At 64.5% G+C, this 25,135-nt stretch carries 26 protein-coding genes; 11 read left to right on the top strand and 15 right to left on the bottom strand.

Translation table 11 applies throughout. The annotated features are described in order from the left end of the window. Positions 1-139 precede the first annotated feature (139 nt). Together AB7290_RS17705 and AB7290_RS17700 are read left to right on the top strand one after the other, a co-directional pair. Positions 140-1,381, top strand: coding sequence for a GNAT family N-acetyltransferase (locus AB7290_RS17705; protein WP_085405583.1), 1,242 nt, complete (start codon positions 140-142; stop codon positions 1,379-1,381). Between the two features lie 51 nt (positions 1,382-1,432). Continuing rightward, complete coding sequence (locus AB7290_RS17700; RefSeq protein ID WP_085405554.1) at positions 1,433-1,861, top strand: HIT domain-containing protein; 429 nt, start codon at positions 1,433-1,435, stop codon at positions 1,859-1,861. A 121-nt stretch (positions 1,862-1,982) separates the two neighbouring features. Here the strand turns inward: AB7290_RS17700 and tsaA are convergent, their stop codons facing one another. The 4 genes from tsaA to AB7290_RS17680 form a co-directional block, all read right to left on the bottom strand. Next, positions 1,983-2,474, bottom strand: a complete 492-nt coding sequence (tsaA, locus tag AB7290_RS17695) for a tRNA (N6-threonylcarbamoyladenosine(37)-N6)-methyltransferase TrmO (protein ID WP_014494668.1) — start codon at positions 2,472-2,474, stop codon at positions 1,983-1,985. Between the two features lie 31 nt (positions 2,475-2,505). After that, positions 2,506-2,856 carry an AzlD domain-containing protein gene (locus AB7290_RS17690; RefSeq protein ID WP_063982782.1) on the bottom strand — a complete coding sequence of 117 codons (351 nt, stop codon included), beginning with the start codon at positions 2,854-2,856 and terminating at the stop codon, positions 2,506-2,508. Continuing rightward, entirely contained in the window at positions 2,853-3,593 is a 741-nt protein-coding gene (locus tag AB7290_RS17685) for an AzlC family ABC transporter permease (protein WP_063982781.1), read from the bottom strand. Before AB7290_RS17685 ends, AB7290_RS17690 begins: the two co-directional genes overlap by 4 nt. 108 nt (positions 3,594-3,701) lie before the next feature. Continuing rightward, positions 3,702-4,724, bottom strand: coding sequence for a lytic transglycosylase domain-containing protein (locus AB7290_RS17680; protein WP_245344281.1), 1,023 nt, complete (start codon positions 4,722-4,724; stop codon positions 3,702-3,704). 39 nt (positions 4,725-4,763) lie between these two features. Between AB7290_RS17680 and AB7290_RS17675 the strand changes: the two genes are divergently transcribed. Further along, positions 4,764-5,780: a TRAP transporter substrate-binding protein gene (locus AB7290_RS17675; protein ID WP_085405553.1), complete on the top strand. Its 1,017-nt coding sequence runs from the start codon at positions 4,764-4,766 to the stop codon at positions 5,778-5,780. Positions 5,781-5,862: 82 nt separating this feature from the next. On the opposite strand, the gene AB7290_RS17670 is transcribed toward AB7290_RS17675, so the two are convergent. From AB7290_RS17670 to AB7290_RS17645, 6 genes are all read right to left on the bottom strand, one after another. After that, complete coding sequence (locus AB7290_RS17670; protein ID WP_063982779.1) at positions 5,863-6,057, bottom strand: hypothetical protein; 195 nt, start codon at positions 6,055-6,057, stop codon at positions 5,863-5,865. Between the two features lie 41 nt (positions 6,058-6,098). Continuing rightward, positions 6,099-6,341, bottom strand: coding sequence for a hypothetical protein (locus tag AB7290_RS17665; RefSeq protein WP_063982778.1), 243 nt, complete (start codon positions 6,339-6,341; stop codon positions 6,099-6,101). A 59-nt stretch (positions 6,342-6,400) separates the two neighbouring features. Continuing rightward, complete coding sequence (locus tag AB7290_RS17660) at positions 6,401-7,699, bottom strand: glycoside hydrolase family 130 protein (RefSeq protein WP_085405552.1); 1,299 nt, start codon at positions 7,697-7,699, stop codon at positions 6,401-6,403. A 34-nt stretch (positions 7,700-7,733) separates the two neighbouring features. Beyond that, positions 7,734-10,019: a glycosyltransferase family 4 protein gene (locus tag AB7290_RS17655; protein WP_354115479.1), complete on the bottom strand. Its 2,286-nt coding sequence runs from the start codon at positions 10,017-10,019 to the stop codon at positions 7,734-7,736. A 108-nt stretch (positions 10,020-10,127) separates the two neighbouring features. Beyond that, a complete protein-coding gene (locus AB7290_RS17650; protein WP_071913045.1) occupies positions 10,128-10,376 on the bottom strand; it encodes a type VI secretion system-associated protein TagO in 249 nt (82 codons plus the stop codon). Between the two features lie 56 nt (positions 10,377-10,432). Further along, complete coding sequence (locus AB7290_RS17645; RefSeq protein WP_085405550.1) at positions 10,433-10,627, bottom strand: hypothetical protein; 195 nt, start codon at positions 10,625-10,627, stop codon at positions 10,433-10,435. A gap of 295 nt (positions 10,628-10,922) precedes the next feature. Between AB7290_RS17645 and AB7290_RS17640 the strand changes: the two genes are divergently transcribed. Beyond that, positions 10,923-11,561, top strand: a complete 639-nt coding sequence (locus tag AB7290_RS17640; RefSeq protein ID WP_085405549.1) for an HAD family hydrolase — start codon at positions 10,923-10,925, stop codon at positions 11,559-11,561. Here AB7290_RS17640 and AB7290_RS17635 read toward each other — a convergent pair. Beyond that, on the bottom strand, positions 11,558-12,598 hold the full coding sequence (locus AB7290_RS17635; RefSeq protein WP_085405548.1) for a phenylacetaldoxime dehydratase family protein: 1,041 nt from the start codon (positions 12,596-12,598) through the stop codon (positions 11,558-11,560). The genes AB7290_RS17640 and AB7290_RS17635 overlap by 4 nt on opposite strands. A 28-nt stretch (positions 12,599-12,626) precedes the next feature. Further along, positions 12,627-13,643, bottom strand: coding sequence for a carbon-nitrogen hydrolase family protein (locus AB7290_RS17630; protein ID WP_085405547.1), 1,017 nt, complete (start codon positions 13,641-13,643; stop codon positions 12,627-12,629). A 196-nt stretch (positions 13,644-13,839) separates the two neighbouring features. Here AB7290_RS17630 and AB7290_RS17625 point away from each other — a divergent pair, with 196 nt between their 5' ends. From AB7290_RS17625 to AB7290_RS17605, 5 genes are all read left to right on the top strand, one after another. Then, positions 13,840-14,796 carry a helix-turn-helix domain-containing protein gene (locus tag AB7290_RS17625; RefSeq protein WP_014494661.1) on the top strand — a complete coding sequence of 319 codons (957 nt, stop codon included), beginning with the start codon at positions 13,840-13,842 and terminating at the stop codon, positions 14,794-14,796. A gap of 99 nt (positions 14,797-14,895) precedes the next feature. Beyond that, positions 14,896-15,132, top strand: a complete 237-nt coding sequence (locus AB7290_RS17620; protein WP_071913037.1) for a hypothetical protein — start codon at positions 14,896-14,898, stop codon at positions 15,130-15,132. Between the two features lie 114 nt (positions 15,133-15,246). After that, positions 15,247-16,272 carry an aldo/keto reductase gene (locus tag AB7290_RS17615; RefSeq protein WP_085405546.1) on the top strand — a complete coding sequence of 342 codons (1,026 nt, stop codon included), beginning with the start codon at positions 15,247-15,249 and terminating at the stop codon, positions 16,270-16,272. A gap of 183 nt (positions 16,273-16,455) precedes the next feature. Next, the gene (locus AB7290_RS17610) at positions 16,456-17,877 is read left to right on the top strand and encodes an MFS transporter (protein WP_085405545.1); all 1,422 of its coding nucleotides are present in this window, start codon (positions 16,456-16,458) and stop codon (positions 17,875-17,877) included. A 121-nt stretch (positions 17,878-17,998) separates the two neighbouring features. Further along, entirely contained in the window at positions 17,999-18,457 is a 459-nt protein-coding gene (locus AB7290_RS17605) for a PEGA domain-containing protein (RefSeq protein ID WP_085405544.1), read from the top strand. A 71-nt stretch (positions 18,458-18,528) separates the two neighbouring features. Here the strand turns inward: AB7290_RS17605 and clpA are convergent, their stop codons facing one another. Both clpA and clpS read right to left on the bottom strand, forming a co-directional pair. Then, complete coding sequence (gene clpA, locus AB7290_RS17600; protein WP_014494656.1) at positions 18,529-20,943, bottom strand: ATP-dependent Clp protease ATP-binding subunit ClpA; 2,415 nt, start codon at positions 20,941-20,943, stop codon at positions 18,529-18,531. A 291-nt stretch (positions 20,944-21,234) separates the two neighbouring features. After that, positions 21,235-21,567, bottom strand: a complete 333-nt coding sequence (clpS, locus tag AB7290_RS17595) for an ATP-dependent Clp protease adapter ClpS (protein WP_014494655.1) — start codon at positions 21,565-21,567, stop codon at positions 21,235-21,237. Between the two features lie 456 nt (positions 21,568-22,023). Here clpS and AB7290_RS17590 point away from each other — a divergent pair, with 456 nt between their 5' ends. Continuing rightward, positions 22,024-22,287 (top strand): hypothetical protein, encoded by a 264-nt coding sequence (locus AB7290_RS17590; RefSeq protein ID WP_166340944.1) that lies wholly within the window; start codon positions 22,024-22,026, stop codon positions 22,285-22,287. A 117-nt stretch (positions 22,288-22,404) separates the two neighbouring features. Here AB7290_RS17590 and AB7290_RS17585 read toward each other — a convergent pair whose 3' ends face one another. Further along, entirely contained in the window at positions 22,405-22,743 is a 339-nt protein-coding gene (locus AB7290_RS17585) for a phasin family protein (RefSeq protein ID WP_014494653.1), read from the bottom strand. Positions 22,744-23,132: 389 nt separating this feature from the next. On the opposite strand from AB7290_RS17585, the gene AB7290_RS17580 reads away from it, so the two are divergent. Next, positions 23,133-24,983 (top strand): D-alanyl-D-alanine carboxypeptidase, encoded by a 1,851-nt coding sequence (locus AB7290_RS17580; RefSeq protein WP_085405542.1) that lies wholly within the window; start codon positions 23,133-23,135, stop codon positions 24,981-24,983. The last annotated feature ends 152 nt before the right edge of the window (positions 24,984-25,135 follow it).

Raw genomic sequence — 25,135 nt, 5'->3', positions numbered from 1 at the left:
CCCAGAAGGCGGCACGCTATGCGGAGAGATGGGCCCCGGCTCTGCATCGCACCGCTGCGCGCTGCGATGCGTCCGGGGCACGAGAGAGCTCGGTTCCCGCCTCTTGAAGTCGCTGCTGCAATGCACGATCTTGGGCACGATGGCATCATCTGAAATCACACTCGAGGCTGTACCCTCGATTGGCGAGGTATCTGCCGAGGATTGGGACGCATGTGCCAATCCCGACAAGGCTTGCAACGGGCATGGCGCGGGAACTTCATCCGGGCTTCCAGGCGATTCCCTCGGCCTCTCAAAACCCGCTTATAACCCGTTCGTCTCGCACGCGTTTTTATCCGCAATTGAGAAATCGGGTTCAGCAACCATTCGCACCGGCTGGGGGCCGCGGCATCTGGTGGCCAAGGTCGATGGCCGCGTCGCCGGGGTCGTGCCCTGCTATCTGAAATCGCATTCCCAAGGCGAGTACGTCTTCGACCGCGGCTGGGCGGACGCCTATGAGCGCGCCGGTGGACGGTACTATCCGAAGCTCCAGGTCTCGGTTCCCTTCACCCCGGCCACAGGGCCCCGGCTGCTGGTCCGCGACGGCGTTGATCGCGAGCGCATCGCTGAAGCGCTGGCGAGCGGGCTGGTGGCGCTGTGCGGCGTCAGCAAGGCCTCCTCGGTGCACGTCACCTTCGCGCGTGAGGCGGAGTGGAAACGGCTCGCCGGGCACGGCTTCCTCCAGCGCACCGATCAGCAGTTCCACTGGCATAACGAAGGATTTGCGACCTTCGACGATTTCCTCACCACGCTCAATTCGCGCCACCGCAAATCGATCAAGCGCGAGCGGCGCGATGCGCTTGCCACCGGCATCACCATCCACTGGCTCACCGGCAGCGACATCACCGAGGATGCCTGGGACGCCTTCTTCGAATTCTACATGGAGACCGGGTCGCGCAAATGGGGCCGGCCTTATCTCACGCGCGAATTCTTCTCGCTGATCGGCGAGACCATGAGCCAGGACGTGCTGCTGGTGATGGCCCGCCGCAACGGCCGCTGGATCGCGGGCGCGATCAACTTCATCGGCTCGGATACGCTGTTCGGCCGCAACTGGGGCGCGGTCGAGCATCATCCGTTCCTGCATTTCGAGGTCTGCTACTATCAGGCGATCGATTTCGCGATCAAACACGGCCTCGACAACGTCGAGGCCGGCGCACAGGGCGAGCACAAGATCGCGCGCGGCTACCTGCCGCGGACGACCCATTCCGCCCACTTCATCGCCGATCCCGGCCTGCGCCGCGCCATCGACGATTACCTCAAGCGCGAGCGCGCCTATGTCGCCGAGGCCGGACGGGAGCTGGCCGAGCTCGGCCCGTTCCGCAAAGGCGTCGACGAGGCGCCTTGACGGTTTGCCACGGCTGATGACAGTAAGCGCAAAATTCGAGGAGCCGCCGCCATGACCGCCTACGACCCCAACAACATCTTCGCGAAGATCCTGCGCGGCGAGTTTTCCTGCCACAAGGTCTATGAGGACGAGCATGTGTTTGCCTTCCTCGACATCATGCCGCGGGTATCGGGCCATACGCTGGTGATCCCGAAGGCCCCTGCCCGCAACATCCTCGACATCAAGTCTGACGACTACGCCCACGTCGCCCGCGGCGCGCACAAGATCGCGGCCGCTGCGATGAAGGCGTTCGAGGCCGACGGCATCACCGTGCAGCAGTTCAACGAGCCCGCCGGCGGCCAGGTGGTGTTTCATCTCCACATGCACGTGATGCCGCGCCACGACGGCGTGGCCATGCTGCCGCCCGCCAGCCGCAAGGAAGACGTCAAGGTCCTGGAAGAGAATGCGGCCAAGCTGATCGCGGCGCTGAAGGCGGGATAGCGCCAGATACACTCCGTCATTGCGAGCGCAGCGAAGCAATCCAGACTGCCTCCGCGGAAACAGTCTGGATTGCTTCGTCGCAAGAGTTCCTCGCAATGACGAGGTCAGGGCGGCGCGCCCCTCACTCCGTCTGAAAATCCCCTGCCTGCGGGGCGGCCAGCGGCGTGAATTCGCAACGATCTGGCTTGATGTCGATCAGCGGCGTGTTGTCGATGCAGTCGAGCCCGCGCACCAGAATGGCATTGCCCTCGATGCCGACGAGCTTGACGATCGAGGTGCCGATCGGGTTGGGCCGGACCGGTGAGCGCAGCGAAAACGTGCCGCGGGTCTTCTCGTTGTTCTTCGGGCTTTGCAGGACGATGTCGCGGCGCGACTTGTCGAGCCAGTAGAGCACTTCGAGATTGCTGTAGAAATCGACGCCCTTGATGGCCGGCACGAACGGCTCGAAGATCTCGAGGCGGCACACCGGGCCGTCCTGACGCCCCTGTCGCGGCGTCTCCATCCGCGAGGTCCAGGGCGTGCGGATGCGGCCGATGAAGACGAGGCCGGCATCCTCCGTCGACGGCAGCTCGATGGCGACCTCGCCCTCGCGGAGCTCGTTTTCGCGAACCATATTTCCAGTTCCTTGCTGTTCGCCGGTGGTTTTAGCCTAACCACCACTTTCCGGCCAGCATGAAGACTTCGCCTGTCACCACGCCTGCGAAGATCGAGCGGCGGGTCAGCAGGAAGGCGACGAGGCCTGCGCCGACCGCGCCATAGCGCAAGACGTCCGGCACGCTGGCGAGCGCCCCCGGCGGCTCCACCACGATCTGGGCGATGACGCCGGCCAGGATGGCGGTGGCGACCGCCCTCACCCAGACCAGCAGCTCCGAGCCCTCGTCGATGCCGCCGCCAAACCACAGGCCCAGCATGCGCCATATCTGGTTGGGAACAACACCCGCAACGAACAGCACGACGAGTGCGTGCCAGTCGCCGATGAGCTGCGCAAAGCTCATGCGCGCACCTCCCGCCACCAATGCACGCCGTAAGCGATCGTGCCGGCCACCAAACCGCTGACGAGAATGTCGAGCCCGGAGTTCATCTTCGCGGCCAGCGGATAGAGCAGAACCCCGAGCGTCAGCGCGACGACGTCGGCGACCTCGCGACTGTTGCGCGCGGTCGAGAACAGGAACGACAGCGGCGTCAGCATCAGGATCGCGGCGCCGAGCGTCTGCGTCAGGTTGGCGGCAAGGAAATAGCCGACCGTGTTGGCGGTGAGACACACGGAGACCAGACCAAAACCAAGTCCGTTGACGAAGGCGATGCGCCGCTCGCGCGGCACCTGCGGCAGGAAGCGATGGCATTCGACCCACAGTGTCACCGCAGTAAGATGCGCGGCGAAGAACAGCTCGCGCCGCTTGGTCGTCGGCGTGCGCATCAGGGGCAGCACCGAGACCACCATCGGAAACAGCCGGATCGCGCTGACGGTGACCGCGATCGCCGATTGGATGATGGTCGCGCCGGAGCCGAGCGTGGTGATCAGAATGATCTGCGCGGGGCCCGCCCAGACGAACAGCGTCGAGCAGAGCGCCCAGAGCAGGCTGAAATGGGTGTCATGGGCGAGCGCGCCGATGCCGAGATAGGTCGCGAACAGGACGAGCGTGAGGATCGTCTGCGTGATCGAACGCAGTCCCCACGCAAACGCGCGCCAGGAACTTTGCCATTGAGGGGAATCGAGCGGAGGAAGCGCCACGGGAGTCTTTGGCCGGATTGCGGAATCGTGCCCGCATAACGGGCAATGCCGTGGCTGGCGTCAAGGAAGCGCGCGGCGGGGCTGGCATGCGCGCGCGGGCAGACGCGCCTACCCGCTCACACCCCGGTTCTTCAGCACGAAGCAGGCACCGCCGGCCTTGCGGATGCGGTTGCACAGATCATCCGCCTCGCTGCGCGTGTCCGCGCCGATGCGTACCTGGTAGAACGCGCGCGTACCGCGGCTGCGCATCACCGAGCTTAGCAGGCTCGGATCGCGCTCGCCGATCACCGCGGTCAGCCGCGTGACGGCGCGGGAATACATCGCCAGCGCCCTGTTGCGGTCGAAGCCGGCAGCAAGCTGTACGCCCCAGACCTTTGCGGCGGCGAGCTCCACATGCTGCTCGAGCTCGGCGACGAAGGCATTCGGCGCGCGCTTCAGAAGCGCCATGAGATCGCGGCAGCTCGTCGGCGGCGAACTCGGCGGTCCCTTGCCGGTCGCTCCTGCCTTGGCCCACGCGTCAACGCTCGTGCCGGTGATGGCATAGACGTAGTTGCGGGTCTGCTCCGGCATGCCGCCGGTGCCGGCGAGCCATTCCTGCACCCGGCGCGGCCCGGCGTTATAGGCGGCTGCGGCCAAGCCGAGATTGCCGAACTGGTTGCGCAGCTCGTTCAAGAACTCCGCCGACTTCGGCAGCGCCTGCACCGGGTTGAAGGGATTGAGCAGCCCGCGCTCGCTCGCGGTGCCCGGCATGAACTGCGCGATCCCCTGCGCATGCTCGCCGCTGCGCGTCATCGGCCCCACGGCATCGGCCTGGAATCGGCTTTCCTGCCAGATCACGCGGGCGAAGAATTCCAGCGGCAGATTGGCATCCCGTGCGGCGGCCTCGACGATCAGGCAGATCGATTCCCGCGTATCGCTCTCGCGCGCAGCGGCCGGATTCGCCGGCGGCATCGCAAGCTCCTCGACGCTGGGGACAGCAATATTGGTCTTCGCGGGCGAACTGTCCCACGCCGCCACCCGTGTCGCCGAGACGAGCAGTGCGGCGATGATGAGTGATGCAGTTCGCGTCAGCCGTGCCCAAGCATCGCTGTGGCGTGCTCCGGCGCGGCATGCAACAAGATGATCTGCCATGTTGTGGCATCGTGCCATGGTTCGACGAGTTGCCAATATATGCTGTTTGACCCGCTTCTCCCAATGCGCTGCCCCGCCCAGGGGATCCGCGCGATCCTCGTCCTCGTAGCCCTCGTCCTGTCCGCCGCGCCCGCCATGGCGCAAGTCAACTGGCGGATGACCACGGAATATCCGCAAAACAACATTTCCGGGATCGGGCTCACCAGTTTCGCCGATCGCGTCGCGGCGCGCACAAACGGTTTCGTGACCGTAGCTAACGCTTTCGACAACGAGCTCAAGATCAACTCGGGCGAAATGCCGCGCGCCGCGCTGGATGGTCGCATCGCCGGCGGCGACGCCTTCGCGGGCGCGCTTTCGGGCCTCGACCCGGTGCTCGGATTGTCCACCCTGCCCTTTCTGGTGCAGTCCGTCGACCTCGCCCGCGCCACCAATCTGCGGGCGCGCCCGCTCTACGAGAAGGCGCTCGCGGCGCGCGGCCTGAAGCTGCTCTACGTCACGATCTGGCCGGCCACGGGCCTCTGGTCGGACCATGCGCTGGAAGGCGCCGACGCCCTGCCGAGACTGAATTTGCGGGCCTACGACGTCAACTCCGGCGAGGTCATGCGCGCAGCGGGCGCGAATGCACAGTTCCTGCCGATGGACGCGGCACTCGCTGGCCTCAGGGAGCACCGGCTGAATGCGTTCCTGACCTCCGGCGACGGCGGCGCGGGACGCAAGCTCTGGGACTTCCTGCCCTACTTCACAGCGATCAACTACGCGATGCCGGTCTCGATCGCCTTCGTCCGCAGCGACGCATTTGCCGAACTGTCCGAGCCGGTGCAGCGCGAGGTCCTGGCCGCGGCCACCGAGACCGAGCAAAGCCAATTCGCGCTATTGACCCATCGCACCATCGAAAACTATGCGCGCATGCGCGACAACGGCGTCCGCATCGCCGAGCCGGCGCCGGCGTCCCTCGTTGCCGCGCTCCGGAAAGCGGCAACGCCCGCGATCACCACCTGGGAGACGCAGGCAGGCGCCGATGCCGCGGCGATCGTCGAATGGACAAGACAGCAATAGAGCGAGCCGTGGCGGCCGCGGGCATGCCACTGCGGTGCTGCGTTGAAATGTCCGCCAGTCCCGCCCTTCACTCGCTTCGGTCCTATGCCGAGGCCGGCTTTTCTGCGCTGATTGCGCGGTCCAGGGCATCGATCAGCGTTTGAAGCTCGACAAACTTGTTCCGTGCTCGCTCGGCATTGTCGCGATCAAAAGGAGCGGCCAGCACCTTCGCATGCGTGTCTCTGTCCTCGATCATGCGATCGCGGGCCTTCTTCAATATGTCCAGTCGCTCGTTCATCTGTGCCTCTCCGCCAATATCTGCTCGACCACGATCAGGCCTCAGTCGAAACCAGCCGGAAGCTCGCCCTTTCGGAAGAACACCGTAGGCTCATCGTCATAGTCACCCATTTCGGGATCGCCGCTGGACGAGAACGCGACGACGCCGAGTTTGCTCAAGGCCAGTCTCTCCGCCGTGCGCAGCGCGCCGCTTTCCGACTTGCAGACGATGGGAGAGTCGGCCTTCAGATTTCCACCCTTGCCGGCGTTGAACGCCTGCACCACGTAGGTTGTTTCGCGGACCATGACGGCACCTCTGACCTGTTGACACACGGAGTTGACGTCAACGACCGCGACAACCGCGCTCAGCCGCGCATCGCTTCGATGAGCGCGGAAATCCTGATCGTTGCAAAGCTGGAGAAGGTGTCCGACACGGCATATGGCAGGATGATCTGATCATTGTGCCTCATCGCACCGCAGGTATAGACGACATTGGGGACATACCCTTCGCGTTCGGACGGTTCAGGCCGCAACAGCGGCTCGGCCGAGCGAGCCAGCACCCTGGACGGGTCGCGCTTGTCGAGCAGCGCCGCTCCGATCGAGTATTTCCGGATCGGGCCGACACCGTGCGTCAGCAGCAGCCAACCTTCGTCAAGTTCGATGGGTGCCCCGCAATTGCCGATCTGGACGAACTCCCAGGGAAATTGCGGTTTCAAAAGCACCCGGCCGCCCTCCCATGTGTAGAGGTCGTCCGAATAGACCAGATACAGGTTCTCATTGTCCTGTCGCGCGATCATGGCATAGCGGCCGTCGATCTTGCGTGGGAACAGCGCCATGCCCTTGTTGTGTGCCGCAGCCCCCCGCAAAGGCGTTAGCCGAAACGACATGAAGTCGCTGGTCTCGATCAATTCAGACCGGATCGCACGTCCGCTATAGGCCGTATAGGTCGCGTAGTAGATCGCCCGATCACCGTCGTTGAATTTGACGAAGCGCGCATCCTCGATGCCGTTAGATTGGGATTCGGTCACGGGAAAGATGACCCGCTCGCTGAGGTCTTCCTCGGGCCTGAACACCAGTTCCACACGGTCGCCGTCCGATCCGGATACGCGATGGCTGATCCGGGGGACCGAGGCAAGGCGCGCCGTCGGATCGACGGCCAGGCTTCCGTCAGCCGCAATCGTTCCGGTTCGAAACGTCAGTGACGACACATGCCCCTCGCCGATGGCCCGGAGGCTGACGATGAATCGCGAACCTCCGTTCGGTGCTCCCGATTGATCGGGATGCGGGACGATGCTGGGGTTGAACAAGGCAGAGGCTTCGAACGAATATTCACTGAGAAAATAGGCACCAATCAGCTGGCGCTGCGTCTTCGAGAAGACGCCATGCGTGGCGAAAGCGTCCTCCATTTCATCCGCTCGGGTCTCGAACCGCTCCAGGAGGTTACGATGTCGCCCCTGGAAATTGTCAAGCACATCCGCAAGCTGAACTGCAACGGCCTCCGAACTGAGCGCAAGAACGCGGTCGACGATATGATTTGCACGCATCTTGTCGGTCGGGTTCAGGTCGCGGGGTTCGGTTGCCGGCTTGAAGGGCCGCACGATGACCCGCGCTGGATCGGGGCGCAGATTAAGCCCCTGCCGGTTCAGGAAAGAAGCTTGTGACACGGTATCCTCGGCGTGCTGAATGAAAAGATGAAGTTCAGGCGCTCACGGCGCGCAAGGCTGTGGGCCTCGTCAAGCTCGGGTTGACGCGCGCAAGCTGGCGCATCTCAGCAAGCCCGAGGAGATAGCAAACAACGGACTCGCCCCCGCGGTTTTCGTTGGCGCGATCAGCGTGCAAACCATCCCGGCAACTGCCAGTGAGCGGATCGACCAGCGCCACTGAGAGATCGTTGCTGCCCAGGAACCAGGCGAAGGCCCGAGTTGCCATGGCTTTCCATTCGGCATCGCCGTCGGCACGCCACGCGGCTAGGCAGGCGGCGATCGTTGCCGTTGCCTCCACGGGCTGCTGATCAAATGCACGGGGATGTTGCCGCCGCTCGCCGAAGCCGGCGGTGCCGACCGGCCGGAAATGCCCTGCCGCGGTCGTCTGCTGCGTCATGAGCCAGCGCAGAGACCTCAATCCGGCATCGAGATATTGGGGCGCCTGCGTCGCCATGCCTGTGAGGATCAACGCCTGCGGCAGCCGCGCGTTGTCGTAGGCCAGCCCTTCCTCGAACCACACCCAGTCCGACGTCTCGACCGACGCCAGACACGCCATCAACCTGCCGGCAAGGGAATGCCGGACGTCCCTGGCGTGGAGATCGTCCGGAGCCACAGCGCAATAGGCGTCCAAGCCCAGCAGCATGAATGCCCATGCGCGGGGCGAACGAAAGCTCGCCGCGATCGACAATGCCTGGGCGAACAAAGCAGCGGCCCACAGGCGCCGGGACGGGCTCGCGTCTCTGCGTGCAGCCTCGCCCAAAGCCCATAGCGTCCGCCCGTGACTGTCTTCCGACCCTCTGTCCTCAAGCCAGGTTCGATTGAACCCCATGAAGTTGCGAAATTGCCCGGTGTCGGGATTCCAGGCGTGCTGCACGAATGCCGCAAACCGGCTCGTTAGGATTTCCGACAGCGGCTGTTCGCCTGGACCATTGAGGGCGCAGGCCAGCAGCAGCGCTCGGGCATTGTCGTCGACGCAATAGCCGTGCGCGCGATCCGGCACCGAATGGACCGCATGCTGGAACAGGCCGACATCATCGCACATCGACAGGAAATGGCCGATCTGCATATCGGGCGATGCGGGGCTACGTGGCTCCGGCACATTCATCTCCGAGCACGCGAAGAGTTTAAGCCGATGGCCTTGCCGTACATTCTCGAAGACGGACACGTAGCGCTCGGCCACCCGTTCCCATGTCATCATCCGGCTCGCCGCATAGGCGCGCCGCGACATCGCCTGCCGGCGGGCGTCGTCGGTCAGCAGGCCTGCGATCTCGTTGCCGATCGCCGCGGCGTCGCTGAAAGGCACCAGCACGCCGCACCCGTCGGCAAGCAGCTCGCGGGCGTGCCAGTAAGGCGTCGAGACAACCGGCTTCCCCAATCCGAAGCTGTAGGCCAGGGTTCCCGAGGTCATCTGGGCCTCGTTGAGATAGGGCGTGACATAGACGTCGCACATCGAGATGAATTCGAGCAGCGTGGCGAGATCCGCGAACCGGTCGAAGAACACCACGTGGTCGTCAATTCCGAGTTCGCGCACCCGCGCCATCAGGCTCTCGCGATAGGCCTCGCCCTGGTTTCGGACCAGGTTGGGGTGCGTTGCGCCAAGCACGACATACACCGCATTCGCGCAGCGCTTCAGAATCGACGGCATGGCGTCGATCATGATTTCGATGCCCTTGTTCGGTGACAACAGGCCGAATGTCAGGATGACCGATTTTTGCTCAAATCCAAGCTTGGCCTTCGCTGCATCGGGCTCGACGAAGGCGACATCCGGAATGCCGTGGGCGATGACCTCGATCTTGTCGTCGGCCACCCGGTAGACGTCGCGCAGCAGTTCGCGGCCCTTATTGGCCATCACCACGACCTTCGACGACGCCTCGACGATGCGCTCCATGACCGTCCGCTGCGCAGGTGTCGGATCGGCGAGCACGGTATGGAACGTCGTCACCACCGGCATGGCAAGGCGGGACAACAGCACGAGGATATGGGCCCCGGCCTCACCACCGAAAATCCCGAACTCGTGCTGCAAACACACGGCATCGAACCGGCCGGCATTGAGGAAATCCGCGGCCCGCATGTAGTCTTCGATATTGCCGTCCTTGATCTGGAACGCGACCGCCGGGGGGTAATCATAGGCTTGACCGCGATCGGTCATTGCCACGATGCAGGTCTCCAGATCCTGGCGCGAAATCGATATCGCGTTCTTCAGGTCGGTCGTATAGGTCGCAATTCCGCATCGTCGAGGCAGCGAGTTGCCGATCACGGCGATACGGCGGAGCGGCGTCATGTCGGCACCTCTATGATTTCGCTTGATGTCGGAGCGTGCACGGCGGGCGGACGCGCCGGCGAATTCTGTCGTCCGTCACCTCTGCCACGCGCTGCTTGATTGCAAACCTCAACAGCCGCGACAGATATTCTTCAGCTTCGCTGCGGTTCTGGCCTCTTCCGCAATGAACGGGTCCTTGTAGGCAGCCCGCGCTGCGTCTTGTTCGGCAGCAGTGGGTTGCTTCGCTTTCGGCGGAAACGCGGCGTCGTAACAGGCAAGCCGTCCGCTCGTGCTCTCGATTGCGCGGCAGTCCGGCTCTTTGGCGACTGCACTTTGCACGAATGTGCCAAGCGCCAATGCGACAATAAGCATTTTCATACGGGTATCGTTCCTCGCGGAGGATCCGGGCGCGCCGTTTGACGCCCCTGCGCTCCTCATACCTCGAACTGGTCGAACTCGTCAGACAGCAGAACCCGGCCCTGCGGCGTGCATATCCGCACGTCGACATAGCCTTCCTGCAACAGCTCCCTCGCCTTCTTCAGAGCGGCGGCCGTCGTGGTGCGGGCCAGGCTGACGTAGCCGCTTTGATCGCGTCCGCTCACCAGATATTGGAGCGGCGTCCTATCCATGCAGAAGAGCCGCAGCGGCCACCAGGAGCAACAGAAACAGCGGGACGATCACCGGCGGCACGATCCAGTCGGCCAGATTAAAGCGAGGCATGCGCGCTCCTCCTCGTTCGGCGGGAGCGCTAGTGACCCTCAGTCACCGATGGATGCCATGGGAAGGGCGGTGATCGCAGGACCCTACGCTTATGCCCTGCCAATAGCGAGCTTTAAAACGTCGCGCGACGCGGCGGCGTTGCCTTGAGCAGCCGCGTCGTTTAGGTCATCAAACAACGGCGGTATCAACACGGGCACGACTGGCATGGCTACAATCTTCTTCGATCTCGACGGCACGCTGACCAACCCGAAGCCCGGGATCACCCGCTCGATCCAATACGCGCTGGAGCGGCTCGACCTTGCCGTGCCGAGCGAGGACGAGCTGACCTGGTGCATCGGGCCGCCCCTGCACGCCAGCCTGAAGAAGCTCACCGGAAGCGACGAGCTCGCCGACCGTGCGCTACTGCTTTATCGCGAGCGATTTGCCGATATCGGCCTGTTCGAGAACGAGGCCTATGCCGGCATCATCGACACGCTGACGACGATCGCCGCAACCAGCCAGCGTATGTTCGTCGCCACCAGCAAGCCCGCGGTCTACGCCACCCGCATCGTCGATCATTTCGGCCTGAAACCGTATTTCGAGCGCGTGTTCGGCTCCGAGCTCGACGGCACGCGTGTCGACAAGCGCGACCTGCTGCGCTATGCGCTCGACGAAACCAAGGTCGATCCCGGCAGCGCGATCATGATCGGCGACCGCAGCCACGACGTGATCGGCGCCCGCACCAACGGCATGACCGCGATCGGCGTGCTCTATGGTTACGGCAGCGAGGCCGAGCTGCGGGATGCCGGCGCACATCACATCTGCGCCGCGCATCCCGAACTGCTCGGCCACTGCGCAGCCTAGGCGCTGACGGTCTCGACCGCCGCCAGCATACCGGTCTTCGAATGGCAGTTCAGATATTCGAAGAACTGCTCGTCCGCGGCGGCCACCGTGACCTCGTGATAGAGCCGTAGCTTTGCCGACGGCCCGAGCGTCGACAGGTATTTCATCGCCGCGCCGAATATCTTGACGTGGGTCGGATGCGACTCCGCCCAGCGCTCAAGTGCGGCGAGGCTCTTCCACCAGCTCTGGCCGTAAGACTTTTCGCTCACGCTGCCGTCGGCGGAGAGCACCTGCATGTAGCGGTTGGCGTAGCAGCCGATGGCTAGCCCGTCGTCGCGCAGGAAATCCATGCCCTCGCGTAGCACCGGCTCGACATCGTCGAGATAGAGCTTGCGCTCCGACGCCTCCGTATCGCTCCAGTCCTGCCCGGAGCGGATCAGGCAGAGATTGTCGTGCGCCTTCACGCGCAGCCGCGCGCCGTCGCGGATCAATTCCGGCGCGCCGCCCGGCGTCATCGGATCGGTCTGCGACAGCGGAATGCGATCGCGCATGCCGCCCCAATAGGCGTGCTCCTGCACCTCGCCGCTCATGCCGTCGGCGATTGCGGCCACGCCCTCGGGCCGGTCCAGCGAGGAGAACAGCGTCTCGTGCCGGGCGACCGTGGGACGCAGCACCTCGATGAAGGTGCCGATGCCCTCGCGCGCCTTCACAGTCCACGCCTCGCGTGCCGGCGCGAACCATGCGTCGAAGCGCGCGACGTCGTCCCAATAGGCAACCGACACGACGGTCTCATAACCGGCGCGGTCGACGTAGCGGGCGCGGTCCCAATGCGAAGGCCCGCCCTCGGCAGCAAACCGCGCCGCGATCTCGGCGAGTGCCGCCGTCGCAGCCGCCGGCGCCGCGCCGCGATACTGCACACCGAAATAGGCCATCATGACGCGGCTTACGGCGGGCTTGTAGCGCGCCACGAACGACGGATATGGCGGCTGGTAATCGTCCGGCACGCGCCTGTGGCGCGTGCGCTGGGTCTCGAGATGCAGAGGAATTGCGGATTCCATGATCGTTCCCTCCCCTTGATCCCGGCGATCAGTTCGCCGCCGCCGCGATGTCCGTGGGCTCAATGGTGTCCACCGGCAACGCGAACTGCTCGACGCGCTGGTATCGCTTCTTGTTGAGCAGGAGCCGCGTCACATCGGGCCGCGAATAATGCCCGGCGGGATCGGCAGCGTTCTTGGCAACACCGATGGCACCGAGATCGATCTCGGCAATCAGCAGCCCTTCCTGGTCCGGCGCCAGCTTGTCGCCGATCTGGCTGCCGTCGGGGCCGTAGATCGCGGCGAATCCGCCGCCGACATGCAGCAACGCATTCTTGTCCGGGCGGTCGCAGAGCTCATCGATCATGGCCTGCGAGACCGTCGCGCATGGCGCGAGCACGAAGCAGGAGCCTTCCACCGCATAGACGCGCGAGGCGGCATTGTTGACCTCGGCGCCGAGTGCCGGCGCAAAGGGATCGTAGAGCGAGAAGCTCGGCCAGGCCGCGACATGCACCTGCTCGTTCTGGGCGTACATCGCGTATTTCGACAGTGGCTGGAGATGCTCCCAGCAGCACAATGCGCCGATGCGGCCGATGTCCGATCTTGCGTGCACGGCGAGATCGCTGCCGTCACCCTCGCCATAGACCGTGCGCTCGGCATGGGTTGGCCGCAGCTTGCGGCGCTTTGCGATGGTCTCGCCGTCCGGCCCGATCAGCCATTGCGCCAGATAGAGACTGCCGCCGTCGCGCTCGGACAGGCCGAGCACGGCGGTGAGCTTTGCCTTGCGTACGGCGTCGCGCAGCCGCTCGGCCTGCGGACTGTCATAGGACAGCGAGTTGTCGAAGTAGCGCTGCACGAAGCCGCGGCCGATCGCCCAGGCCGGCGAGTCCATCCAGATATGCCAGGGGTAGCCGGGGATGAAGGCCTCTGGAAAGGCGATCAGCTTGGCGCCCTTCTCGGCCGCGTCCCTGATCAGCGCGATCGACTTGTCGATCGAGGCGTCGAGATCCAGCCAGGCGGGCGCCGCCTGCACCACCGCGACCTTGTATTTCGGATGTTCGATGCCCATTCCCGCCTCCATTGCCGGTTGATCGGAAGCCACGTCCGATGCAGTCTATTTGGCCAAGCCACCCGGCCGGGCGCTCGACCGCGGTGGAACAAAAACTCGACTGGCCGGGATCGCCGACGGGTACGGGACTTGCCTTCGGTCTGGCTGGATCTGCGCCAACATGCGGATTGCAGGATGTGAAAGGGAGGCTGTCCAGATGCCAATCCAGTTCACGACAGACGGCAGCCCCGGCTACCGCCGGCTGGCGCTGTGGCAGGACATCGTCTGCGACGTTTTCGTCGGGCTCGACTGCAAGTCCGACCTCGGCAGCGCCTTTCGCGGCTCGGTCACACAGGCCCCGCTCGGCAGGGCCGTGTGCTCCGAGGTCTGCTCCGACCGCCAGCACGTATTCCGGACGCCGTCCCGCATCGCGCGTTCGGATCAGGATTTTGTCCTGGTTGCGCTCGGCAATCGCGGCGACGGAGGCGTGGTGCAGGACGGCCGCGAGACCGTGATCCATCCCGGCGAGTTCGCGCTCTACGACACGACGCGGCCCTATGAGCTGAAATTCAACCACGCCTTCACGCAAACGATCTTCAAGGTGCCCCGCGAAATGCTGCAGCGCCGGCTCGGCGCCACCGAGACGCTCACCGCGATGTCGTTCGGCGCCGATGTGCCGCTCGAACGGCTCGCGTATGATTTCATCTTCAGGCTTTGCCAGAGCGCGGACCGACTTGCCCCGGACAACGCTGCGGCGTTGTCGGAGCAGGCCGTCGATCTGCTCGCGATGGCGCTGAGCGAACGGCTCGGCAAGACATCGCTGCCGTCCTCCACCCACCGCTCCGCCCTGCTCTACCGCTTGAAGGCCCATATCCGCGCTCATTTGGCGGATCCCGACCTCTCGCTGTCGGAGGCCGCGGCTGCACTCGGCATCTCGCCGCGCTATGTGAACGATCTCCTTGCCGACGAGGATACCTCGTTCCAGCGCCATGTGCTTGCCGAGCGTCTCGCCCAATGCCGGCGAGACCTCGCTTCGCCCGTGCTGGCCCATCGCCACGTCAGCGAGATCGCCTTCGCCTGGGGCTTCAACGATCTCTCGCATTTCGGCCGCGTTTTCCGCGAGCATTTCGGAATGTCGCCACGCGACTTCAGGCAGAGCCAGTTGCGGCACTGACATCCAGCCAGCTATCACCTCGAGCCTTCGCTGCAGGCGAAGGCAAGGCTCGTCAATTCCAGATTGCCTTGTCCGGCTGCGCGCATCAGGCTGGCGTGCATGAGGACTCACGCCACCATAAGCGGATCGGAGCTATTGCTGGGTGTGATCGCGATCAGGCTCGCGGTGCTGGTCCTGGTGGGCTGGGGCCTGACGCTGCTGCCGCGGCAGGCGCGTGACGGCGAAGCTGCCTGCTTCCCCTCGCCCGCAACCAGGGTCGAGGCTCAGTCATCGGTGAAGACGCCAAGCGCGCGCGTTGCCGATGCAGCATTCGATGACATGCGCCTGCACGACTAGGCCATTCCCGAGCAAGGCCGGTATGTGAGCGCGTGATAGGACGCGGCCCGCGCTTGCATTACCATCGCCCAAAGGCCGCACCGGTCAACCAGCGGCCAGCCGAGGAGCATATCGATGGAATACCGACGCTTGGGCCGATCCGGCCTCATGGTGCCCGCTTTGAGCCTGGGAACAGGCACCTTCGGCGGCGTCGGCCGCCTTGCTGCGTGGGGTACGACGGACGCGGCCGAGGCGCGGCGCCTTCTGGATATCTGCCTCGATGCCGGGGTGTCGATGTTCGACACCGCCAACGTCTATTCGCTCGGCGAATCCGAGCGCGTCCTCGGCGAGGCCATCAAGGGCCGCCGCGACAAGGTTCTGATCTCGACCAAGGCCACCTTCCGCTTCGGCGATGGGCCCAACGACATCGGCTCGTCGCGGCAGCATCTGCTCGCGGCCATCGACGGTTCGCTGAGCCGGCTCGGCACCGATTACATCGACCTGTTCCAGCTTCACGGCTTCGATGCCTTCACCCCGCCTGAAGAGGTGCTTGCGACTCTCGACGTGCTCGTGCGCGCCGGCAAGATCCGCTATGTCGGCGTCTCCAACTTTTCGGGCTGGCACCTGATGAAGTCGCTCTCGGTTGCCGACAAGCATGGCTTCCCACGCTATGTCGCCAACCAGACCTACTACTCACTGATCGGGCGCGACTACGAATGGGAGCTGATGCCGCTCGGCGTGGACCAGGGGCTGGGCGCTGTGGTCTGGTCGCCGCTCGGATGGGGGCGCCTCACCGGAAAAATCCGCCGGGGTCAACCGAAGCCCGAGGTCAGTCGCCTGCCCAAGACCGCCGATTTCGGCCCGCCCGTGCCCGATGAGCACGTCTATCGCGTGGTCGAGGCGATCGACGAGGTCGCCAAGGAAACGGGCAAGAGCGTCTCGCAGATCGCGCTGAACTGGCTGCTCCAGCGTCCGACGGTCTCGACGCTGATCATCGGCGCGCGCAACGAGACGCAGCTGCGCGAAAATCTCGGCGCGGTCGGCTGGACATTGACCAAGGACCAGATCGCAAAGCTCGATGCCGCGAGCAAGGTGACCTTGCCCTATCCCTACTGGCACCAGCGCACCACCTTCACCGACCGCAATCCGCCGGCGGTGTAGCGACGGCCAACTGCCCGACCGCTCGGCTCCCCGAGCCCTCGCGAAAGCGGTCCCGACCCGTTTTCCTGTGCCGGAAGGCCTGCTTCCGGCACAGGAACTGTCCGGGTCCTGCCGGGTTGCGATCCATCCTGCAATTTCCTAATCCGGGGATGAAGCACGGCTCCAATCAGGCGCGCCTCCATCATGTCGTCTGCCCCGATCGAGCATGCCGACGGCCTGCCGCAGCCGCAGCGCAACCAGGCGGTGCTGACCATTGCGCTCGGCATCATCATGGCGGTCGTCGACAGCGCCATCGCCAACGTGGCGCTGCCGACGATCGCGGCCGACCTCGATGCGAGCCCGGCCTTCTCGATCTGGATCGTCAACGGCTATCAGCTCGCGATCACGATCTCGCTCTTGCCGCTGGCGTCGCTCGGCGAGATCGTCGGCTATCGCCGCGTCTATCTGGCCGGGCTCGTACTGTTCACACTCGCATCCGCCTTCTGCGCGCTGGCGCATACGCTGCCGCTGCTGACGATCGCGCGCATCATCCAGGGCTTTGGCGCGGCCGGCATCATGAGCGTCAACGCGGCACTGGTGCGCTTCACCTACCCGCGCAGCCAGCTCGGTCGCGGCATCGGGATCAACGCGCTCGTCGTCGCCTTCTCGGCCGCGGTCGGCCCGACGCTCGCCGCGGGCATCCTGGCAGTCGGAACCTGGCCCTGGCTATTCGCCATCAACGTCCCGCTCGGTGCGCTGACGCTGGTGCTCGGCCTGCGCAGCCTGCCGCACACAAAACCCGCCAGCCGTTCCTTCGACTGGCAGAGCGCAGGGCTGTCCGCGATCACCTTCGGCGTCGGCATCGCGGCCGTCGACAGCGTCGGTCATGGCGAGGCCGCCATCACCTGTCTCGTTCAATTCGCCATCGCCATCGTCGCAGGCGCGCTGCTGATCTACCGCGAAACCCACATGACCTCGCCGCTGCTGCCGGTAGACCTGTTGCGCATCCCGGTGTTCGCGCTGTCGATCGCGACCTCGATCGCCTCGTTCTGCGGACAGATGCTGGCCTTCGTCGCGATCCCCTTCTACCTCCAGAGCCGCTTCGGCTATTCGGCGGTGCATATGGGCCTGCTGATCACGCCATGGCCGATCGCGGTGGCGTTCGCAGCCCCGCTCGCCGGCCGCCTGGTCGAGCATTATCCGGCCGGCCTGCTCGGCGGCATCGGGCTCACGCTGTTTGCCTGCGGCCTCGGCGCACTCGCCTTCCTGCCTGCAAGCCCGACGCCGCTCGACGTGATCTGGCGGATGGCGCTGGCGGGGGCCGGCTTCGGCCTGTTCCAGACCCCCAACAACCGCACCATGATCGCGGCCGCCCCGCGCGAGCGCGCCGGCGGCGCCAGCGGCATGCTGGGCACGGCGCGCCTGCTCGGCCAGACCACCGGCGCGGCGCTGGTGGCGCTGCTGCTCGGCCGCTATCCGACCGAGGGAACCAGGATCGCGCTTCTTGTCGGCGTCGGATTTGCGCTGTGCGGTGCAGTGCTGAGCATGCTGCGGCTGTCGCCCGCGGGCGCGCGCGGCGCCGAGCACGTCCGGGTGCAGGACGACCAGCGCCTGCGCGGCGAATAGCTCACGCCCAGGTTCTGCTGTTCTCACGCGCAACTTGTGCTGGCTTAACTATCTGGACCAATGACGTATTGCCCTCGCGCTCCGGTTGCGCTTCATTGACGCGGGGAATAAGGGGCATTTCATGCGTTCATTTGGAATTGTGGCGCTCAGCGTCATGCTGGGCGGCTGCGCGTCTGTTACGCGTGGCACGACCGAAAATATCAGCATCTCGTCGACACCGTCGGGCGTGGAAGCGGTCGTCAGCGGAATGGAAGTTCCGACCACCTGCACGACGCCGTGCTCCGTGGTCGTCAAGCGGAACGCCGACATTTCGATCACCTTCCAGAAGGAAGGCTATGAACCGCAGATCGTGCCGCTCAGCCGGGACATACCGACCTCCGGGGCCGCCGGCTTCGCCGGAAATCTCTTGCTCGGCGGTGTCGTCGGCATGGGCGTCGATGCTGCCACCGGGGCGGCAACCGATCACAAGCCGAATCCTGTCATCGTGACCATGCAGCCGTCAGCACCTGCCCGCGCGCGGCCACCCGCGTCGAAGAAGCCGCGGCCGCCGGCGGCGCCTGCGCCCGACACCGGCACCTAGCGCCTCGCAACTGCCACGCAATCAAAAAGGCCGGCTTTTCAGCCGGCCTTTTCAATTCATATCGCTCGCAATCAAGCCTTGACCAGCGGGCCCTTCGAGGTCGGCCCCTTCGAGCCGCCGGAGCCGCCACCGCCCGGCTTGGACTTGCCCGGCGGGCGCTTGCGGGCGCCGGGCAGCTTCTCCTGCTTCGGCGTGATCGGACCGTCGAGGAACTCGAACCCGATCTTGTCCTTGGTCTCGTCGGCCTCGTCCTTGACCAGGACGACGCGGACGTGGCCGCCACCCTTGAGCTTGCCGAACAGCACCTCGTCGGCCAGCGGCTTCTTGATATGCTCCTGGATGACGCGGGCCATGGGCCGTGCGCCCATCTGCTCGTCGTAACCATGCTGGACCAGCCAGGTCTTGGCGGGCTCGGACAGTTCGATGGTGACGTCGCGATCGCCGAGCTGAGCCTCGAGCTGAAGCACGAACTTCTCCACGACCGTACCGATCACCTCGACGCTGAGATGGCCGAACGAGACGATGGCATCGAGACGGTTGCGGAATTCCGGCGCGAACTGCCGGTTGATCGCCTCGTGGTCGTCGCCTTCCCGCTTCGAGCGGGTGAAGCCGAACGCCTGCTTGGCGAGATCCGAAGCACCTGCGTTCGTGGTCATGATCAGGATCACGTTGCGGAAGTTGACCTGCTTGCCGTTATGGTCGGTGAGCCGGCCGTGATCCATGATCTGGAGCAGCACGTTGTAGAGGTCGGGATGCGCCTTCTCGATTTCGTCGAGCAGAACCACGCAATGCGGATGCTGGTCGACGCCGTCAGTGAGCAGGCCGCCCTGGTCGAAGCCGACATAGCCGGGAGGCGCGCCGATCAGGCGCGACACGGTATGCCGCTCCATGTATTCGGACATGTCGAAGCGCAGCAGCTCGACGCCGAGCGACGCTGCGAGCTGCTTTGCGACTTCGGTCTTGCCGACGCCGGTCGGTCCCGAGAACAAATAGCAGCCGATCGGCTTCTCCGGCTCGCGCAAACCGGCACGCGCCAGCTTGATCGAAGCGGCCAGCGACTCGATGGCCTTGTCCTGGCCGAACACTGTGCGCTTCAGGGTCTGCTCGAGATGCTTGAGCACCTCGGCATCGTCCTTCGACACGCTCTTCGGCGGGATCCGCGCCATCGAGGCGATCGTGGTCTCGATCTCCTTGATGCCGATCGTCTTCTTGCGCTTGTTCTCGGCCACCAGCATCTGCGCCGCGCCTGACTCGTCGATCACGTCGATCGCCTTGTCCGGCAGCTTGCGGTCGTGGATGTAGCGCGAGGAGAGCTGCACCGCAGCCTCGATCGCCTCATTGGTGTACTTCAGCCGATGGTAGTCCTCGAAGTACGGCTTGAGACCTTTGAGGATCGCGATCGCGTCCTCGACCGTCGGCTCGTTGATGTCGATCTTCTGGAAGCGCCGCACCAGCGCGCGGTCCTTCTCGAAGTGCTGGCGGTATTCCTTGTAGGTGGTCGAGCCCATGCAGCGGATCGTGCCCGAGGCAAGCGCCGGCTTGAGCAGGTTCGACGCATCCATCGCCCCGCCCGACGTCGCGCCCGCACCGATCACGGTGTGGATCTCGTCGATGAACAGGATGGCGTTGGGATGCGCTTCGAGCTCCTTCAGCACCTGCTTCAGGCGCTCCTCGAAGTCGCCGCGATAGCGCGTGCCCGCGAGCAGCGTGCCCATGTCGAGCGAGAACACGGTCGCAGCCGCAAGAACCTCCGGCACCTCGCTGTCGACGATGCGCTTGGCGAGGCCCTCCGCGATCGCGGTCTTGCCGACGCCGGCCTCGCCCACGAACAGCGGATTGTTCTTCTGCCGGCGGCACAGCACCTGGATCGCTCGGTTGATCTCGGAATTGCGTCCGATCACCGGATCGATCTTGCCGTCGCGCGCCTTCTTGTTGAGGTTGACGCAATAGGTCTCGAGCGCTTCGCCCTTCTTCTTGGCGTCCTCGGTACCCTTTGCCTCGGTCTCTTCGTCGACGCCGCGCACCGGCCGCGCCTCGGAGACGCCCGGCCGCTTGGCGATGCCGTGGCTGATGTAGTTGACGGCGTCATAGCGCGTCATGTCCTGCTCCTGCAGGAAGTACGCGGCATGGCTCTCGCGCTCGGCGAAGATCGCTATCAGCACGTTGGCGCCGGTCACCTCTTCGCGACCGGACGACTGCACATGGATTACCGCGCGCTGGATCACGCGCTGGAAACCGGCGGTCGGCTTGGCGTCGTCGGCGCCATCCGTCACCAGATTCTCGAATTCGGTTTCAAGGTAATTGACGAGGCTCGTGCGGAGCTTGTCGAGATCGACGCTACAGGCGCGCATGACGGCGGCTGCATCGGAGTCGTCGATCAGGGAGAGCAAGAGATGCTCGAGCGTCGCGTATTGGTGATGACGCTCGTTTGCGATCGCCAGCGCACGATGCAGGGATTGTTCAAGGCTTTGGGAAAAAGTCGGCATTCGCGTCCTCTATGGCCCCCACCATCATGATCGCCATCGCCCGGTCAGGCAACAACAACCTTTGTCACATATAGTTATACAAGACCGCGGCGAAAGACCGGTTCCGCGACTCAAATGGGCATTACGCGCCCACGGCATGCTCGATGCAAAACCCGTTCCGATTTGGGCAGAACTACCCATTTGGGCAGGATTGACGCCGCTGATTTTCGCGGGATCACGCAGCAGGATGTGCTGCCGTCACATACCGCGCGACCAGAACCGATCTAAATAACTCTGGATGTGAACGCGCAGTTATTTCTTTTCCATCACGCATTGCAGCGGATGCTGGTGCTTGCGGGCGAAGTCCATCACCTGCGTCACCTTGGTCTCGGCGATCTCGTAGGTGAATACGCCGCACTCGCCGATGCCGTGATGATGGACATGCAGCATGATCTTGGTCGCGGCCTCGATGTCCTTCTGGAAGAACTTCTCCAGCACATGGACGACGAATTCCATCGGCGTGTAGTCGTCGTTCAGGATCAGCACACGATACAGGTTCGGCCGTTTGGTCTTCGGCTTGACCTTGGTGATGACAGACGTATTCGGCCCCGTCGGTCCGCCCGAACGGTTCTCGTCATTGCTCATACGAGGAGCGTGGGCAGCGGCTTGCGCGGACAGGTCTAGTCTGAAAGTCAGGTGCGGCATGGCTCAGGCGTTCAAATTCCCCACGGAAGCGAGTGACGGTCAGCCGCGCGGCCCCGCCCTTCGGAGCTTTGCACGGGCGCGCCGCCTTGTTGGATCACCGCTTCCAACCGGTCCGGTCAAGCCCGGCTCGATTGTAGGGAATATGGGCCTGCCCCCGGCTCGCCGCAAGCGTGCAACGGTCTGGCCAATATGGTCGAGGCAGTCCCGATTCCCGGTCCGGCGATCCTGACCAAGGTTAGTCAATCCGGACCGATTTGACAAAAGTTTCGGCCGGCACCGTTTAGAACATCTTCACCAGGAATCCGGCCGTTAAGCGGCAGCGGCGATTTCGCGGGATACCTCCGGTTTTCTACGGTCCCATCGAGCTGCCGTTCAATCGCTTGGCGCCTGGTGCGCATGCGCGTCGCCATGCTGCTCGACAACGCCGGCTCGATGGCCCAGGACGGCAAGATGTCGGCGATGCCGACGGCCGCGAAGAACCTGGTCGATCAGCTCAGTGGCCTCGTGCTCCTCGCCGGCGCTCTCGATGCGCAGAATCGCTGGTGGTACAGCAATGCCTCGCAGATCGACACGCGGCGGAAGAAGCTGCGCGATGACGCCGAAGCGGCGAGCATTGCGCGAGCGGCATCGACACGTTCTGTCCAGACCGTGTGGGGTTGACGTCGGTACGTCGTTGTCGAAGCTGCGCGTGGCGCGCTGAACCGGATCTCTGTCGCGACAACAAAAAAACCCGGCTGAATCAGCCGGGCTTTTCGATTCCAGGAGTTCCAGAGGACGTTAGTTGGCAGCCGGGGTGAACTTCGAAACGATGGTCTCGACCGGCTTGAACGCCTGCTTGGCGAGGTCGCTGTAAAGGCCGGCGATCTTCTGCGATTCCGCAACGAAGGTCTCGTAGCTGGAACGGGCGAAGTCGGTCTGCGCTTCCACGGCCTTGTCCAGCGACTTCACGCCGGAAAGCTTCTCGACGAAGGACTTGGTGTCTTCAAACGACTTCTTGGTGTAGTCGCCATACGCGCTGGCGATCGCCTGGAGGCCATGCTGCATCGAGGTCGCGGAAGCAACGCACTGCTCGAACTGCTCTTTCCCGTAGCTCTGAAAGTCTTCAACCTTGAACATTTCGGAATCCTTTTTCCCTGGCTTTGGTCCGGAAGCCCCGGCTCCCTGACTCCGCCCAAAAATAGTGCAACGCACAAAAAAGTCAAGAATCTTGTGCGACGCACAAAATTAGATGCAAATCGCTGAGATTCCCGGGGTTTCCCGCAATGGTTCCTTAAGCTTTTGGAAACCGCGGACCCCTACCCTGATTCCCTGGACGTGTTCAGCTTCCGCGAACGGTCAAAAGCCGTTCGAGAACATCACCTTAGCCAGAACAGCGGCTCAGGCCCAACGTTTCCCGCAGCGAACACCAGCGGAGAGACAGCCTGAGCAGGTAATGATCCCGGGTCGAGTGGGCACAATTTCGCCTCACGGGCCGGTGATCAAGTCAGAAACGGGGACGGGGTTTCATGCTTCGTAAAAACTTGTCTTCCTCGCGCTTGGCGCGGGTTGGCGTTTTCGGGCTTCTTACGGTCACCGCCGTAGTCATCTTCACCGATGCTGCCGAGGCACGGCGTCACCGGCGCCATTACGCACACCACCGGGTGCAGCGCGATGTGTCCGACAGCTCCAGCCCGAAATTCGCATCGATCATCGTCGACGGCAATTCCGGCTCCGTGCTCCAGGCAACGAGCCCAGACGGAATCCGCCACCCCGCCTCGCTCACCAAGATCATGACGCTCTATCTGCTGTTCGAGCGCCTCGAGTCCGGCAGGATGAAGCTCGACACCGAGATGCCGGTCTCGCAGCACGCCGCCGATCAGGATCCGACCAAGCTGAACCTGCGTGCCGGCCAGACCATCCGCGTCGAGGACGCGATCAAGGGCCTCGTCACCCGCTCCGCCAACGATGCGGCCGTCGTGATCGCGGAAGCGATCGGCGGCGACGAGGACGACTTCGCCCAGATGATGACGCGCAAGGCGCGCTCGCTCGGCATGTCCAAGACGGTCTACCGCAACGCCAACGGCCTTCCCAACGACGAGCAGGTCACGACCGCGCGCGACCAGGCCACGCTCGGCCGCGCCATCCAGGAGCGCTTCCCGCGCTACTATCGCTATTTCGCGACCTCGACGTTCAATTGGCGCGGACAGTCGATCCGCAACCATAACCACCTGCTCGGCAGCGTCGAGGGCGTGGACGGCATCAAGACCGGCTACACCCGCGCCTCCGGCTTCAACCTCGTGACCTCGATGCGTCGCGGCAACCGCCACCTGATCGGCGTGGTGCTCGGCGGCCGCAGCGGCGGCTCGCGCGACGCCACCATGCGCAACCTGCTCGCGGAGAACCTCGAGAAGGGCGCCACCACCCACACCGTCGTCGCTGTCACCGAGCGCAACGGCGCAGATGCCAATACCGACGTCGCCGATGCATCGGAGACCTCGGCCCGCCCCGCTCCGCAGGTCCAGCAGGCCGCGGCCGCCCCTGCCCCCGAAACGGCCCCGCAGCGTCTCGCCTCGCGCCTCTCAGCGCTGGCGGCCGCGACCGCCGCGATGCCGCCGGCTCAAGCCAGGCCTGACACCAGCAAGCCTGAGGTTCGGCCGACTGAATCCAGGATCGAGCCCGCGCCGCTCACCAATGGCGTGATCTCCAGCCAGCCGCTCTCCATCATCCCCGGCTCGTCCGAGCCGATGAAGCCGGTCCGGGTGAAGACTGTTCAGGTCAAGGCCGGCACCGTGAAGGTCGCCTCCGCCGCCCCGGCTCAGGTCGCACCGCAGGTCACGAGCACGATTGCGGCCCGCTCCGACGTCGCGGAGACCTCCGGCGCCGTCGTCGCCCGCGCCGATCTCATCAACAAGCCCGAGATGGCGAGCCAGCCGGAAGCGCCGAAGGCCGAACTCGCCCGCACCGAGATGCCCCGTCAGCCGGCGGGCTTCGGCACCGGCAACGGCATCCTCGGCGTGCTGCCGGCCGCAACGGCCGCCGCGCCCACTCCGGCTGCTGCGAAGCTCGCTTCGGCCGATCCTGTGCCGCAGCCGATCCAGATGAGCGCCACCACCAAGCCGGTCGTCACCCATAGCGGCTGGATCGTCCAGGTCGGCGCACTCGAGAGCGAGAACGAAGCCCAGCAGCGCATCGACGCCGCCCGCAGCTCGGCCCGCGGCCTGCTCAGCAAGGCCGACCCGTTCACCGAGCCGGTCCTCGCCAAGGACAATCGCAAGCTTTACCGGGCCCGTTTCGCCGGGCTCGAGCGGGACCAGGCCGAAGCCGTCTGCCGCGCCCTGAAGCGCGCCGACATCTCCTGCATCACTGTCCGCAACTGATCTGTCGTACCGCTCCAATCAAAATGCCCGCGCCTTGCGCGGGCATTTTTGTTTGGGGGATGCGGCGATGCCAGTTCCGCGACAACCTCTCGTCAAGGATTTACGGTTAAAACTTTACTCAAGGGATCGACCACGCCGACAAAGGCGGGCAT

The organism is Bradyrhizobium sp. 613_E4_N2_2 (genome assembly GCF_052075995.1).
Taxonomy (GTDB): domain Bacteria; phylum Pseudomonadota; class Alphaproteobacteria; order Rhizobiales; family Xanthobacteraceae; genus Bradyrhizobium; species Bradyrhizobium barranii.
This window is presented reverse-complemented; position numbering and strand designations above follow the sequence as displayed.

What these genes read in the sequence shown, in the direction of transcription:
- AB7290_RS17705 (WP_085405583.1), top strand. Translation starts at nt 140, where the DNA reads ATGGCATCATCTGAAATCACACTCGAGGCTGTACCCTCGATTGGCGAG.
- AB7290_RS17700 (WP_085405554.1), top strand. Translation starts at nt 1,433, where the DNA reads ATGACCGCCTACGACCCCAACAACATCTTCGCGAAGATCCTGCGCGGC.
- tsaA (WP_014494668.1), bottom strand. Translation starts at nt 2,474, where the DNA reads ATGGTTCGCGAAAACGAGCTCCGCGAGGGCGAGGTCGCCATCGAGCTG.
- AB7290_RS17690 (WP_063982782.1), bottom strand. Translation starts at nt 2,856, where the DNA reads ATGAGCTTTGCGCAGCTCATCGGCGACTGGCACGCACTCGTCGTGCTG.
- AB7290_RS17680 (WP_245344281.1), bottom strand. Translation starts at nt 4,724, where the DNA reads ATGGCAGATCATCTTGTTGCATGCCGCGCCGGAGCACGCCACAGCGAT.
- AB7290_RS17675 (WP_085405553.1), top strand. Translation starts at nt 4,764, where the DNA reads ATGCTGTTTGACCCGCTTCTCCCAATGCGCTGCCCCGCCCAGGGGATC.
- AB7290_RS17670 (WP_063982779.1), bottom strand. Translation starts at nt 6,057, where the DNA reads ATGAACGAGCGACTGGACATATTGAAGAAGGCCCGCGATCGCATGATC.
- AB7290_RS17665 (WP_063982778.1), bottom strand. Translation starts at nt 6,341, where the DNA reads ATGGTCCGCGAAACAACCTACGTGGTGCAGGCGTTCAACGCCGGCAAG.
- AB7290_RS17655 (WP_354115479.1), bottom strand. Translation starts at nt 10,019, where the DNA reads ATGACGCCGCTCCGCCGTATCGCCGTGATCGGCAACTCGCTGCCTCGA.
- AB7290_RS17650 (WP_071913045.1), bottom strand. Translation starts at nt 10,376, where the DNA reads ATGAAAATGCTTATTGTCGCATTGGCGCTTGGCACATTCGTGCAAAGT.
- AB7290_RS17645 (WP_085405550.1), bottom strand. Translation starts at nt 10,627, where the DNA reads ATGGATAGGACGCCGCTCCAATATCTGGTGAGCGGACGCGATCAAAGC.
- AB7290_RS17640 (WP_085405549.1), top strand. Translation starts at nt 10,923, where the DNA reads ATGGCTACAATCTTCTTCGATCTCGACGGCACGCTGACCAACCCGAAG.
- AB7290_RS17635 (WP_085405548.1), bottom strand. Translation starts at nt 12,598, where the DNA reads ATGGAATCCGCAATTCCTCTGCATCTCGAGACCCAGCGCACGCGCCAC.
- AB7290_RS17630 (WP_085405547.1), bottom strand. Translation starts at nt 13,643, where the DNA reads ATGGGCATCGAACATCCGAAATACAAGGTCGCGGTGGTGCAGGCGGCG.
- AB7290_RS17625 (WP_014494661.1), top strand. Translation starts at nt 13,840, where the DNA reads ATGCCAATCCAGTTCACGACAGACGGCAGCCCCGGCTACCGCCGGCTG.
- AB7290_RS17620 (WP_071913037.1), top strand. Translation starts at nt 14,896, where the DNA reads ATGAGGACTCACGCCACCATAAGCGGATCGGAGCTATTGCTGGGTGTG.
- AB7290_RS17615 (WP_085405546.1), top strand. Translation starts at nt 15,247, where the DNA reads ATGGAATACCGACGCTTGGGCCGATCCGGCCTCATGGTGCCCGCTTTG.
- AB7290_RS17610 (WP_085405545.1), top strand. Translation starts at nt 16,456, where the DNA reads ATGTCGTCTGCCCCGATCGAGCATGCCGACGGCCTGCCGCAGCCGCAG.
- AB7290_RS17605 (WP_085405544.1), top strand. Translation starts at nt 17,999, where the DNA reads ATGCGTTCATTTGGAATTGTGGCGCTCAGCGTCATGCTGGGCGGCTGC.
- clpA (WP_014494656.1), bottom strand. Translation starts at nt 20,943, where the DNA reads ATGCCGACTTTTTCCCAAAGCCTTGAACAATCCCTGCATCGTGCGCTG.
- clpS (WP_014494655.1), bottom strand. Translation starts at nt 21,567, where the DNA reads ATGAGCAATGACGAGAACCGTTCGGGCGGACCGACGGGGCCGAATACG.
- AB7290_RS17590 (WP_166340944.1), top strand. Translation starts at nt 22,024, where the DNA reads ATGCGCGTCGCCATGCTGCTCGACAACGCCGGCTCGATGGCCCAGGAC.
- AB7290_RS17585 (WP_014494653.1), bottom strand. Translation starts at nt 22,743, where the DNA reads ATGTTCAAGGTTGAAGACTTTCAGAGCTACGGGAAAGAGCAGTTCGAG.
- AB7290_RS17580 (WP_085405542.1), top strand. Translation starts at nt 23,133, where the DNA reads ATGCTTCGTAAAAACTTGTCTTCCTCGCGCTTGGCGCGGGTTGGCGTT.